This window comes from Frateuria hangzhouensis (assembly GCF_026410505.1).
Taxonomy (GTDB): domain Bacteria; phylum Pseudomonadota; class Gammaproteobacteria; order Xanthomonadales; family Rhodanobacteraceae; genus Frateuria_A; species Frateuria_A hangzhouensis.
Genome location: NZ_JAPMIU010000005.1, coordinates 55,142 through 67,302 on the forward strand (window position 1 = coordinate 55,142; position 12,161 = coordinate 67,302).

The following is a 12,161-nucleotide window of genomic DNA, read 5'->3' on the forward strand; positions in this document are numbered from 1 at the left end:
TGGGCGGTTTTGTCGGCAACGGCAAAGGGCATCGCCCACGAGTACAGGGAACCTCGAAAAACCCCGAAAGCTTTCGACGCCCACTGTAGAGCCCACTTGTGGGCGATGCTTTTGGCGGTGGCGTAAGGGCATCGCCCACAACTGGGCTCCTGCAAAAAACGTCGCACGAATGGAGCTATTCGAGGCTCCCTACAGGGTCGCGGCTGGCTGGGTAGAATCGGCCGATCCCATTGACGATTACCCCCGTGACCACTTCCTACCTGATCCGCCCGATCCAGCTCGACGACAACGCGGCCATGGCCTCGGTCATCCGTACGGTCATGCCCGAATTCGGTGCCGACGGCCCCGGTTTCGCGATCCACGACGCCGAAGTCGACCACATGGCCGAAGCCTACGCGCGCCCGGGCTGCGCCTATTTCGTGATCGAGCGCGATGGCGTGGTGATCGGCGGCGCGGGCGTGGCGCCACTGGACGGCGGCGAGCCGGACGTGTGCGAGTTGCGCAAGATGTACTTCCTGCCGCAGTCGCGCGGCATCGGCGCGGGCGCCGCGATGATGCAGCGCTGCCTGGATACGGCACGCGTTCTGGGCTACCGCCGCTGCTACCTGGAAACTCTCACCGGCATGGAGGCGGCGCAGGCGCTCTACTTGCGCAGTGGCTTCCATCCCATCTGCGAGGCCATGGGCGGCACCGGCCACCACGGTTGCGACCGCTACTACCTGCGCGAGCTCTAGCCGTGATCCGCATCGCCGGCCCGGATGACGCCGCGGCGATCCATGCGATCTACGCCCCGTCGGTCACACACGGCGTAGCCACCTTCGAAACCACCCCGCCCGGCGTGGTGGCGATGCGCGATCGCATCGAGGCCCGCCTGGCGCACTACCCGTGGCTGGTGAGGGAAAGCGGCGGCGAGCTACTGGCTTACGCCTACGCCAGCCGCTTCCGCGAGCGCGCGGCCTACGACTGGATCGCCGAAACCTCGATCTACGTGCGCGAGGATGCGCAGCGCCGCGGCATCGCCCGGCACCTGTACGGCGTGCTGCTGGAGGCGATGCGGCTGCAGGGCATCAACCAGGCGGTTGGCGTGATCACCCTGCCCGGCGAGGCCAGCGTGCGGATACACGAGGCGATGGGCTTCGCGCCGGCCGGTGTGTGGCGGCAGAGCGGCTACAAGCTCGACCGCTGGTGGGACGTCGGGGTATGGCAGAAGACCTTGCAGACGCCAGCCGCGGTGCCGGCACGGGTGGTGCCGTTTGCGGCGTTACGCGAGTCCGACGAACTGCGGCGCCTGCTCGAAAACGCGCGCTCCTTGTAAGAGCCCACTTGTGGGCGATGCTTTTTCACGGCGCGGCCAAGAGCATCGCCCACAAGTGGGCTCCTACAAAAAGGCGTGGCGGGTTGGTTAGACGGCGACGGGCGCCTTGATCGCCGGGTGAGGCGCGTAGCCCTCCAGCGTGATGTCCTCGAAGCAAAAATCCTCCAGCGCCCGCACGTCCGGATTCAACACCACGCGCGGCGACGCTTTCGGCTCACGACCAAGCTGCAGCCGCGCCTGCTCCACATGGTTGTTGTACAGGTGCGCATCACCCAGCGTGTGCACGAAATCGCCTACGCCCAGGCCGCACACCTGCGCCACCATGTGGGTGAGCAGCGCGTAGCTGGCGATGTTGAAAGGCACGCCCAGGAAGATGTCGCCGGAACGCTGGTAGAGCTGGCAACTGAGCTTGCCGTCGGCGACGTAGAACTGGAACAGCGTGTGGCAGGGCATCAGCGCCATCTTCGGCAGCTCGCCCACGTTCCAGGCGCTGACGATCAGGCGCCTGGAATCGGGATTGCGGCGGATCTCCTCGACCACCCAGCGAAGCTGGTCGACGGCGCCGCCATCGGCCGTCGGCCAGGCGCGCCACTGCTTGCCGTAGACCGGGCCCAGGTTGCCCTCGGCGTCGGCCCACTCGTCCCAGATGCTGACGCCGTGTTCCTTCAGATAGGCGATGTTGGTGTCGCCGCGCAGGAACCAGATCAGCTCGTGCACGACCGACTTCCAGTGCACCTTCTTGGTGGTGACCAGCGGGAAGCCTTCGTTGAGATCGAAGCGCATCTGCCAGCCGAACACGCTTTTCGTGCCGGTGCCGGTGCGGTCGGTCTTTTCCGTGCCGTGGTGGAGGACGTGGTCGAGCAGGTCGAGGTAGGTGCGCATGGGGGGATTCTAGCGGGAGGGCGCGAGCCGGGGTCGCCTCGGCCAGCCGGTGACATCCGTCACTCCCCGCGCCACCCCGGACCGCCCTAGACTCGTGGCCTTTCCCCAAGGGATGGCCAACATGACGCAGTGGTATTTCAGCTACGGCAACAACGAACGCATCGGCCCGCTGGATGACGAGGCTGCCCGCGCGCAGGCGCGCAGCCGCCCCGATGGCTATTGCTGGAAGGAAGGCTTCGGCGAATGGCGGCCGATCCACAGCGTCTTCCAGCCGGCCAGCGACCTGGCGGTCGCGCCGCCGCCCGTCCCGGCCGGCCGCTACGGCAACGCCGACGAGGTCGACTACCGCATCGTCGGTGGCGACATGCAGTTCGTCGAGGTGGAACTCGATCCGGGCGAGAGCGCGATCGCCGAGGCCGGTTCGCTCATGTACAAAGAGTCGGCGGTGCAGATGGACACCGTGTTCGGCGACGGTTCCACCGCGGCCCAGGGCGGCAGCGGCCTGATGGGCAAGCTGCTCTCGGCGGGCAAGCGCGTGATCACCGGCGAAAGCCTGTTCACCACGGTGTTTACCCACACCGGCAACGGCAAGGCCAAGGTGGCCTTCGCCGCGCCCTACCCCGGCACGGTGATGGCGATGAAGCTGTCCGAGCACGGCGGGCGGCTGATCTGCCAGAAGGATTCGTTCCTGGCCGGCGCGCGCGGCGTGCAGTTGGGCATCTATTTCCAGCGCAAGATCCTCACCGGCCTGTTCGGCGGCGAGGGCTTCATCATGCAGAAGCTCGAGGGCGACGGCTGGGTGTTCGTGCACGCCGGCGGCACCGTGGTCGAGCGCGAGCTCAAGCCCGGCGAGCGGCTGGATGTGGACACCGGCTGCGTGGTTGCCTTCCACGACACGATAAACATGGACGTGCACACCGTCGGCGGCATCAAGAGCATGCTGTTCGGCGGCGAAGGCATGTTCCTGGCCTCGCTGACCGGCCCGGGCAAGGTGTGGTTGCAGTCGCTGCCGTTCTCGCGCATGGCTGGACGCATGCTGGCGGCGGCGCCGCAGGGCGGCGGCCAGCGCCGTGGCGAGGGTTCGGTGCTCGGTGGCCTGGGCGACCTGCTCGGCGGCGACCGCAACTTCTGATGGCTACGTAGGGTGGGCTTCAGTCCGCCGGCCGTCCGGCCGGAAAGCATGGTCGGCTGAAGCCCACCCTACGAGGCAGGTTCAATGCGCCGCCGGCACCAGCGTCGGTGCCCGGCGCGACAGCGCCACCAGCACCAGGCCAACCAGGATCAACGGCAGCGATTGCACCTGCCCCATCGTCAGCCAGCCCCAGGCCAGGTAACCGAGCTGCGGGTCGGGCACGCGCACGAATTCGATGGCGAAACGGAAGCAGCCGTACATCAGCGCGAACAGGCCCGATATCAGGTAGCGCGGGCGAGGCTTCATCGACACCAGCCATAGCACCGCGAACATCACCAGGCCTTCGAACGCCATCTCGTACAGCTGCGAGGGATGCCGCGGCAACCCACCGTACTGCGACAGCTGCTGCGCCAGCAGGGGCTGGTCGTGGGCCAGCTGCACGTCTTCCAGCTTCGCGTTGGGGAAGATCATCGCCCACGGCGCGTCGGTGGGCTTGCCCCACAGCTCGCCGTTGATGAAATTGCCCAGCCGCCCGAGCCCCAGGCCCAGCGGCACCAGCGGTGCCACGAAATCCATGGTGTCGAAGAAATGCAGCCGGTGGCGCCGCGACCACCACCAGGCCGCCGCCAGCACACCGAGCAGGCCGCCGTGGAAGCTCATGCCGCCGTCCCACACCTTGAACAGCGCCAGCGGCTCGGTCCAGATCCACTGCAGTCCGCCGGCGTAATAAAACAGCATGTACCAGATGCGCCCGCCCACGATGATGCCGAGCATGGCGTAGAAGGCCAGGTCGCTGAGCGCGTCGCGGCTCACCGGCAGCCGTCCCTGCTGGCGCCGCCGTTCGCCCAGCAGGCCCGCCGCCAGGAAACCCAGCAGGTACATCAGGCCGTACCAGTGCACCTGCACGGGACCGATGTGGAAGGCGACCGGGTCGAACTGGACGGTGAAAGGCTGGGTCATCGGTGGAAGACTGGCGGGCAAAGGCCAAGTGTAGCCGGCCACGACCGGAGCGGCGCGGAACCTTCCGGCGGGCGCCCCTCGCGACTAGAATCGGTGGCACGCGAAGCGGCATGGGGATGCCGCCTGGCCGGTCGCCGCGCTCCCGGCGGCCGGGTCCGTAACCAGGAGTTCAAGGGGGAAAGGGATGATGAATCGATACACGCGGGCCGCGCTGTGCGCGGCTGCGCTGCTGGCGCCCGCCATCGCCGCGGCGGTCGACCTGCTGCCGGTGGAAGACTTCGCGCGCCATCCGGCGCTGTCCATGCCGCGGCTCTCGCCGGACGGCAAGTACATCGCCATGCGCTGGGACGAGGGCAGTTCGCACGCGCTGGTGATCTACCGCGTCGAGGACATGTCCAAGCCCGCCAGCATGCTGCGGATGCCCAAGTACGAGTTGCCGGCGGGCATCACCTGGGTCAGCCCGACCCGGCTGGTGGTGGAAAAGGGCAAGGAAATGGGTTCGCTGGACATGCCGCAGCTCACCGGCGAGATCATCGCCACCGACGTGGACGGCAAGCACCAGGATTACCTGTACGGCTACGAGGTCAAGTACAGCTCGCGCGCCACCACGCGCGGCACCGACCGCGGCTGGGGTTTTGTCGACGGCCTGCCAGAGCGCGCCAACGGGCACTTCTACATGGCTGCGCGGCCGTGGGACAGCCCCGACCACAGCTATCTGTACGACGTCGACGCCAGCATCAACGCCCGCCACCTGGTCGGCGATATCAGCGAGGGCGACATGAGTTTCATGGTGGGCGCCGACGGCCAGGCGCATTACGCCTATGGCCGCAACGAGGACTACGACTACGTCGTCTACCACCGCCGGAACGATCGCTGGCAACGCCTGTCCCCGGATCAGATCGGCGGCTCGTTCGCCCCGATCTCCTCCGCCCCGGACCAGCAGCGCGTCTACGCCATGTACGACGCCAGCGGCGGCCCGCTGTCGCTGGTCGAGCAGGACGAACTGGGCAGCAACCGCAAAGTGCTCGCCGCCGCGGGTTTCGGCAGCATCGCCGGCATCGAATGGACGCCGCTGCCGCACCGGCCGTTCGCGACCATTCCCGATACCGGCCTGCCGCAGGTCAGCTACATCGACCCGAACCTGCCGGCCGCCAAGCTCCATCGCGCGCTCGCGATGAAGTTCCCCGGCCAGTACGTGCACTTCATCGACTACAGCGAAGACGGCGGGCAACTTTTGTTCAGCGTCTCGGGGGATCGCAACCCTGGCGAGTTCTTTTTGATCGACACGCACACCTTCAAGGTGCGCGGCCTGTTCAAGGCGGCGCCGTGGATCGACCCGTCGAAGATGGCCGAACGCCGCCCGCTGCGCTTCAAGGCCAGCGACGGTACCGAACTGGAAGCCATCCTTACCCTGCCCCCCGGCCGCGGCGAGACCAACCTGCCGATGGTGCTGCTGCCGCATGGCGGCCCGATCGGGGTGAGCGACGACTGGTTCTACGACGGCGACGCACAGTTCCTGGCCAATCGCGGCTACCTGGTGTTGCAGGTCAACTACCGCGGTTCGGGCGGGCGCGGTTCGGACTTCAAGGTAGCGGGCTACCTCAAGTGGGGTACGCGCATCCAGCAGGATCTGATCGACGGCGTCAAATGGGCCATCGACCAGCACTACGCCGACGCTTCCCGCGTGTGCGTCTACGGCGGCAGCTTCGGCGGCTACTCGGCGATGATGACGGTGATCCGCGCGCCGGGCATGTTCAAGTGCGCGGTGGGCTATGCCGGCGTTTACGACCTGAAGATGATGTACAAGAAGGGCGATATCCGCAGCCGCGAGAGCGGCCGCAGCTATCTCACCACGGTGATCGGCCGCAACGACGCGGAGCTGGACGCCAACTCGCCCGACAAGCTGGCCGGCCAGATCACCGTACCGGTGCTGCTGATCCACGGCGAGGACGACGAACGCGCGCCTTTTGCCCAGGCCAAGGCCATGCGCGCCGCGCTCGATGCCGCGCACAAGCCCTACGAATGGATGAGCAAGCCCGACGAAGGCCACGGCTTCTACGACGAGCAGAACCGTGTGGACCTCTACAACGCGCTGCAGGCGTTCCTGGAGAAGCACATCGGCAAGGGCGCCTGAAAACGCTCTGCGTCGCTCACTTCGTCATGGAAAAGGCCGCCCTTGGGCGGCCTTTTTTTCAGAGCAACACCGGCCGGTCGGGCAATTCGTCCGGGTTATCCCGATCGCCCGCCGGAAAATGCTCGCGCAACAGGCCGTGGATGGCGGCCAGGCCGGCCAGGCCGCCATCACGCCAGCGCCCGGCGGCGAAGTGGTCGCGCATGAGCGCACACACGGCGTCCCATTTCGCCTGATCCACGCGGTGCACGATGCCGCGGTCGGCCACGATCTCGATGCGCTGCTCCGACAGCAGCAGGTAGATCAGCACGCCGGAATTGTCTTCGGTATCCCACACGCGCAATTGCGCGAAGACCTCCTGTGCGCGTGTCCGGGCATCCACGCCGGCCAGCACGGCACGCACGGTCAGGCGCGATTCCACTGCAAAGCGCACTTCGCCCAGGTGATCGCGCTCGCCGGCCGTGACCGCGTCGGCCAACTCGTCAAGCAAGCCCGCGGGAAAGCGCTGGCGCAACTGGAACCAGCCGCCGAACACGTTGGCGAACAATCGCTGCATCGGCGTCATCTACCAGCTCCCCGAAGAACCGCCGCCGCCGAAGCTGCCGCCACCGCCGCTGAAGCCACCCCCGCCGCCGAACCCGCCGCCGCCGAAGCCACCACCTCCGAAACCGCCGCCACCGAAGCCACCCCAGCCACCCCAACCACCTCGGCCGATCGAGCGCCCGCCACCGCCGGGAAGCAGCATCAGCACGCCACCGATCACGCCGCCCACCACGGCCATACCCAGGCTGGCGGCAATCAGCCACAGCACGCCGCCGGTAATGCCGATGCCCAGCGGCGTGCGCACGAACAGATTGGCGCGTCCGAACAGGTTGCGCAGGAAAAAGGCGATGAACACGCCGACCAGCAGCGCCTGCTGGAAACCCAACCCACGGTGTTCTCGCGGCGCGCCCTGCACCGGCGGCGGCAGCGGCTCGCCGTCGATCAGCTGGGTCATGGCGCCGACCGCATCGAGGATGCCGCCGTAGTAGTCGCCCTCGCGGAACTTCGGCGCGATGTACTCCCGGATGATGCGCGCCGTGGCGGCATCGGGAATCGCGCCCTCCAGGCCATACCCGACCTCGATGCGCACGCGCCGGTCATCCTTGGCGACCAGCAGCAGCACACCATCGTCGGTGCCCTTGCGGCCGACCTTGTTCTGCTCGGCCACCGCCAGCGAGTAGCCCTCGATATCCTGCTCGCCGGTGCTGCCGACCATCAGCACCACCAGCTGCGCGCCCTTGCGCTTTTCCAGCGCGACCAGCTGGGCATCGAGCTGATCGACCTGCTGCGCGCTCATCGTGCCGGTCAGGTCGGTGACGTGGCGCTCGAGCGTGGGCACCCCGGCCGCCTGCGCGAAACACCCGGTCGCGACGAACAGCCATGCCAGCAGCAGCCACGCCAGCCGTGGCGGGCGATAGGTCATGTCAGTGCGCAGCCGAGGCGGACGGTGCCGGCGCCGCGGTGCCGAAGTCCACGGTCGGTGCGGTGGAAATCGCCTTCTCGTTCTCCACGCTGAAGTTCGGCTTCACGGTGTAGCCGAACATCTTGGCGGTGAGGTTGTTGGGGAAGGTGCGGATCATCGAGTTGTACTCCTGCACCGATTTGACGTAGCGGTTGCGCGCCACGGTGATGCGGTTCTCGGTGCCTTCCAGTTGCGCCTGCAGGTTCTGGAACAGGCCGTTGGCCTTGAGGTCCGGATACCGCTCGCTGACCACCATCAGTCGCGACAGCGCGCTGGACAGTTCGCCCTGCGCCTGCTGGAACTGCTTGAGCTTGGCCGCGTCGTCGATCATGTCGGGGGTGACCTGCACGCTGCCGACGCGGGCACGCGCCTTGGTGACCTCGGTCAGCACGCGCTCCTCGTGCTGGGCATAGCCCTTGACCGTGTTGACCAGGTTCGGCACCAGGTCGGCGCGACGCTGGTACTGGTTGAGCACTTCGGACCAGGACGCTTTTACCGCTTCGTCCTGGCGCTGGATGGCGTTGTAGCCGCAGCCGGTGAGCAGCACGGCCAGCAACGACAGCACGAACAGGCGAAGGGTCTTCATGGAGGCGCTCCGGAGGGGTGAGAACGCCAGCGTAGGGGCACGCTCCCGCCAGCGTCAACGACGCCCGATGCGTAGGGTGGGCTTCAGCCCACCGGTGTTCGGGCGGCAGGTGCCGGTGGGCTGAAGCCCACCCTACATGCCCAGGAGCGCCGGCAGGCGCGGGCCCACGATCAGCGCCCAGCTCAGCCCCATGAACACCAGCAGCACGAACACCGCCGCCGAACCCATGTCCTTGGCGCGGCCGGCCAATTCGTGGAACTCGGGGCTGACCTTGTCGACCACCGCCTCGATCGCCGAGTTGAGCAGTTCGGCCGACAGGATCAGGAACATCGGCAGCACCAGCGCCAGTTTCTCCAGCGTGCCATGCCCCAGGTACAGGCCCAGCGGGATCGCCACGAGCGCCAGGCAGACTTCGAAGCGGAACGAGGCCTCGTGCTTCCAGCCGGCGCGCAATCCCTTCATCGACCAGCGCAGGGCGTTCCAGAGCTGGCGCGGTCCGCGGAAACCCTCGGCAGCCATCGGCGCTCAGGCTTCCGTCTGCGGGAAAACCGCACTGGCGGGGCGCGGCGAAATCAGGGTCGTCGGCATGGCGGGTTCTGTGCGATCGATCGGCGGCAAGCGGGCCATGATGCCATAGCGGCCGTCGCGAAACGGCATGTCGCAGTGCAGCGTTACCCGTCAGTGGGATGGGTTACCCTCGACTGGTTGTAGCCCGGTTCAGGGTTGCAGAGCAGGCCGCGCCGCGGCAGTCAGTGTTCATCTGTTCGGAAATTTCATGGCAACCCAGAATCCAGCGGTATCGCAAACCCGGTCCTTCAGCACCGTCTTCCTGATCGAAATGTGGGAGCGCTTCGGCTTCTACGGCATGCAGGTGCTGATGGTCACCTACATGATGAAGAAGCTCGGCTTCGTCGATACCCACGCCAACCTGGTGTGGGGCGCCGCTGCCGCCCTGATCTATGCCACGCCGGCGATCGGCGGCTGGGTCGGCGACAAGCTCATCGGCACCCGCCGCACCATGCTCACCGGTGCGGTGGTCCTGGGCCTGGGCTATGCGCTGCTGTGGATTCCCACCAGCAACCCGTACCTGCTGTATTGCGCGCTGGGCGTGATCATCGTCGGCAACGGCTTCTTCAAGCCCAACGCCGGCAACCTGGTACGCAAGATCTACGAAGGCGACGACACCAAGATCGATAGCGCGTTCACCATCTACTACATGGCGGTGAACGTCGGCTCGATGATCTCCATGACGCTGACGCCGTGGGTGCGCGACTACGTGGGCGAGCGCTACGGCGACGCCTGGGGCTGGCACACCGCCTTCGGCATCTGCGCGATCGGCCTGCTGCTGGGCCTGGTCAATTACATGCTGATGAGCCGCACGCTGCGCCACATCGGCTCGGAGCCGGACCAGAAGCCGTTCAACCTCGCCCGCTTCGGCGCGGTGATGCTGGCGGCCACCGCGATGGTGTTCATCGCCGCCTTCATCCTGCAGAGCCAGACGGTGGCGCGCATCTGCGTGTATGCCGCGGGCGTGGTGATCCTGGGCATCTTCATCCACCTGATCCGTTCGAGCGAACGCAGCGAACGGGCCGGCCTGGTCGCCGCGCTGGTGCTGACGGTGCAGACGATCTTCTTCTTCATCTTCTACCAGCAGATGTCCACCTCGCTGAACCTGTTCGCGCAGAAGAACGTGAACCTGGACTTCAGCGTGTTTGGCATGCACCTGTTCACCTGGATTCCGGAGCAATACCAGAACCTCAACGCGATCTGGATCGTGCTGCTGAGCCCCGTGCTGGTGTTTGCCTACAACTCGCTGGGCCGTGCCGGCAAGGATCCGTCGGTCGCCGCCAAGTTCGCACTGGGCTTCGCCGCGGTCGCCGCCGGCTTCTTCGTCTACGGCATCGGCGCCCATTGGGCGGTGGCCGGCCAGGTGTCCTCGTGGACCATGGTCTGGGGTTATGGCCTGTACTCGCTGGGCGAGCTGCTGGTCTCGGGCCTGGGCCTGGCGATGATCGCCCGCTACGTGCCGGCGCGCATGGGCGGCTTCATGATGGGCGCCTACTACGTCGCCTCCGGCATCGCGCAGTACCTGGGCAGCGTGGTGGCCAACTTTGCGCACATCCCCGAAGGCCTGAACGATCCGCTGCAGTCGCTGCAGATCTACACCGGCCTGTTCACCAAGCTCGGCTGGGTCGGCCTGGGTTGCACGGCCATCGCCGTGGCAGTGCTGCCGCTGATGAAGAAGCTGTCCAACAGCCACGCCGAGCACGCCGCCAAGGCCGACCCGCTGCCGCCGGTACGCAGTGAGGAAGGCTGGGAACTGCCCGGCTGAGCCTCCATGGCGCCGCGGTAAACCGCGGCGCCATGGTTTTTGCCATGCCCCATAGGCACGCCAGCCGCCGGATAGGTCCTTTCGCGCTCACGCGCACGCTGGCCTGGCTGCGCCTGTGCGCGATTGCCGGACAAAGCGTGGCGGTGCTGGTCTGCGCGCTGTGGATGCACCTGGCCATCCCGCTGCTGCCGCTGCTGACCGGCATCGGCGCGCTGGCGGTGTTTGCCGTTTTCGCCGCCTGGCGGCTGGGCCAGCCGTGGCCGGTGCGCGAATGGGAAACCATCGGCCACGTGGCGGTCGACACGCTGGTGCTGGGCTACCTGCTCTACTTCACCGGCGGTGCCAGCAACCCGTTCGTCACCCTGCTGCTGGTACCCATCGCACTGACTGCCGCGGCCCTCTCGGTGCCGGCCGTGCTGGCGGTCGCCGCGCTGGCCGGCGTCGCCTACCTGCTGCTCCTCTACCACCACGTGCCCTTGCCGATGCCGATGCACGGTGGCGGCTTCCCGCTGCATGTGGCGGGCATGGGGGTGAACTTCCTGATCACCGCGGTCTTGCTGGGCTTTTTCATCAACCGGCTGGCGCGCGCGCTGCGCATGCAGCAGATGGAAGTGCAGCGGGTGCGCGAGCGCGCGTTGCGCGACGAGGGCATCCTGGCCATCGCCACCCAGGCCGCGGGTGCCGCGCACGAGCTCAACACGCCGCTGGCGACCATGCGCACGCTGCTGCCGGAACTGCGCCGCGAGCACGCGCAGGATGCGCTGCTGGAAGAGGACCTGGCGCTGCTGCAGGAGCAGGTGGACCGCTGCCGCACGATCCTGCGCGAGATGGTCGCCTTCGGCCAGGCGCAGCTGTCGCAGGAGGCCGAGCGGATGCCGTTGCAGGCGTTCGTCCACAGCTGCCTGGAGCGCTTCCAGTTGCTGCGCCCGGAAGCCGAACTGACACTCGACCTGCCCGACGCCACCGCACGGTTGGTGCTGCGCGTGCCGGCCGGCCTGCGCCATGCACTGATCAACCTGCTCAACAACGCCGCCGATGCGTCCGCATCGCGCGACTCGGACGTGGTTGAATTGCAGATCCGTTGCGGGCAGGGCTGGCTGGACCTGACCGTATGCGACCACGGCCCCGGTTTCGATGCCGCCGGCGAGCCGGGCACGCTGGGACGCAGCGGCAAACAGGGCGGCCTGGGTCTCGGCCTGGCGCTGGCCGAAGCCACCGCCGAGCGGCTCAACGGCGAGCTCACCACCGTCAACATCGGGCATGGTGCGCAGGTGCGCCTGCGCCTGCCGCTGGCCGTGATCGGCGCCGACTGAGCCCCC

At 67.3% G+C, this 12,161-nt stretch carries 13 protein-coding genes; 6 read left to right on the top strand and 7 right to left on the bottom strand.

The window, feature by feature from the left end; all coding sequences use genetic code 11:
• The first annotated feature begins 245 nt into the window (after positions 1-245).
• Both OSC30_RS06870 and OSC30_RS06875 read left to right on the top strand, forming a co-directional pair.
• On the top strand, positions 246-734 hold the full coding sequence (locus tag OSC30_RS06870) for a GNAT family N-acetyltransferase (protein ID WP_267171106.1): 489 nt from the start codon (positions 246-248) through the stop codon (positions 732-734).
• A 2-nt stretch (positions 735-736) separates the two neighbouring features.
• Positions 737-1,315, top strand: a complete 579-nt coding sequence (locus OSC30_RS06875) for a GNAT family N-acetyltransferase (protein ID WP_267171107.1) — start codon at positions 737-739, stop codon at positions 1,313-1,315.
• A gap of 87 nt (positions 1,316-1,402) precedes the next feature.
• On the opposite strand, the gene OSC30_RS06880 is transcribed toward OSC30_RS06875, so the two are convergent.
• The gene (locus OSC30_RS06880) at positions 1,403-2,197 is read right to left on the bottom strand and encodes a thymidylate synthase (protein ID WP_267171108.1); all 795 of its coding nucleotides are present in this window, start codon (positions 2,195-2,197) and stop codon (positions 1,403-1,405) included.
• A 121-nt stretch (positions 2,198-2,318) separates the two neighbouring features.
• Here OSC30_RS06880 and OSC30_RS06885 point away from each other — a divergent pair, with 121 nt between their 5' ends.
• A complete protein-coding gene (locus OSC30_RS06885; RefSeq protein ID WP_267171109.1) occupies positions 2,319-3,329 on the top strand; it encodes a TIGR00266 family protein in 1,011 nt (336 codons plus the stop codon).
• Between the two features lie 81 nt (positions 3,330-3,410).
• Here OSC30_RS06885 and lgt read toward each other — a convergent pair whose 3' ends face one another.
• Entirely contained in the window at positions 3,411-4,289 is an 879-nt protein-coding gene (gene lgt, locus OSC30_RS06890; RefSeq protein ID WP_267171110.1) for a prolipoprotein diacylglyceryl transferase, read from the bottom strand.
• A gap of 187 nt (positions 4,290-4,476) precedes the next feature.
• Here lgt and OSC30_RS06895 point away from each other — a divergent pair, with 187 nt between their 5' ends.
• Complete coding sequence (locus tag OSC30_RS06895) at positions 4,477-6,423, top strand: alpha/beta hydrolase family protein (protein WP_267171111.1); 1,947 nt, start codon at positions 4,477-4,479, stop codon at positions 6,421-6,423.
• A gap of 58 nt (positions 6,424-6,481) precedes the next feature.
• On the opposite strand, the gene OSC30_RS06900 is transcribed toward OSC30_RS06895, so the two are convergent.
• From OSC30_RS06900 to OSC30_RS06920, 5 genes are all read right to left on the bottom strand, one after another.
• On the bottom strand, positions 6,482-6,985 hold the full coding sequence (locus OSC30_RS06900; RefSeq protein ID WP_267171112.1) for a TPM domain-containing protein: 504 nt from the start codon (positions 6,983-6,985) through the stop codon (positions 6,482-6,484).
• The gene (locus tag OSC30_RS06905; RefSeq protein ID WP_267171113.1) at positions 6,986-7,885 is read right to left on the bottom strand and encodes a TPM domain-containing protein; all 900 of its coding nucleotides are present in this window, start codon (positions 7,883-7,885) and stop codon (positions 6,986-6,988) included.
• A 1-nt stretch (position 7,886) separates the two neighbouring features.
• Positions 7,887-8,510 (bottom strand): LemA family protein, encoded by a 624-nt coding sequence (locus OSC30_RS06910; protein ID WP_267171114.1) that lies wholly within the window; start codon positions 8,508-8,510, stop codon positions 7,887-7,889.
• A 132-nt stretch (positions 8,511-8,642) separates the two neighbouring features.
• Positions 8,643-9,029, bottom strand: a complete 387-nt coding sequence (locus tag OSC30_RS06915; RefSeq protein WP_267171115.1) for a diacylglycerol kinase — start codon at positions 9,027-9,029, stop codon at positions 8,643-8,645.
• Positions 9,030-9,035: 6 nt separating this feature from the next.
• On the bottom strand, positions 9,036-9,167 hold the full coding sequence (locus OSC30_RS06920; protein ID WP_267171116.1) for a hypothetical protein: 132 nt from the start codon (positions 9,165-9,167) through the stop codon (positions 9,036-9,038).
• A 118-nt stretch (positions 9,168-9,285) separates the two neighbouring features.
• On the opposite strand from OSC30_RS06920, the gene OSC30_RS06925 reads away from it, so the two are divergent.
• Both OSC30_RS06925 and OSC30_RS06930 read left to right on the top strand, forming a co-directional pair.
• Positions 9,286-10,842, top strand: a complete 1,557-nt coding sequence (locus tag OSC30_RS06925) for a peptide MFS transporter (protein ID WP_267171117.1) — start codon at positions 9,286-9,288, stop codon at positions 10,840-10,842.
• A gap of 44 nt (positions 10,843-10,886) precedes the next feature.
• Positions 10,887-12,155, top strand: coding sequence for an ATP-binding protein (locus tag OSC30_RS06930; RefSeq protein ID WP_267171118.1), 1,269 nt, complete (start codon positions 10,887-10,889; stop codon positions 12,153-12,155).
• The last annotated feature ends 6 nt before the right edge of the window (positions 12,156-12,161 follow it).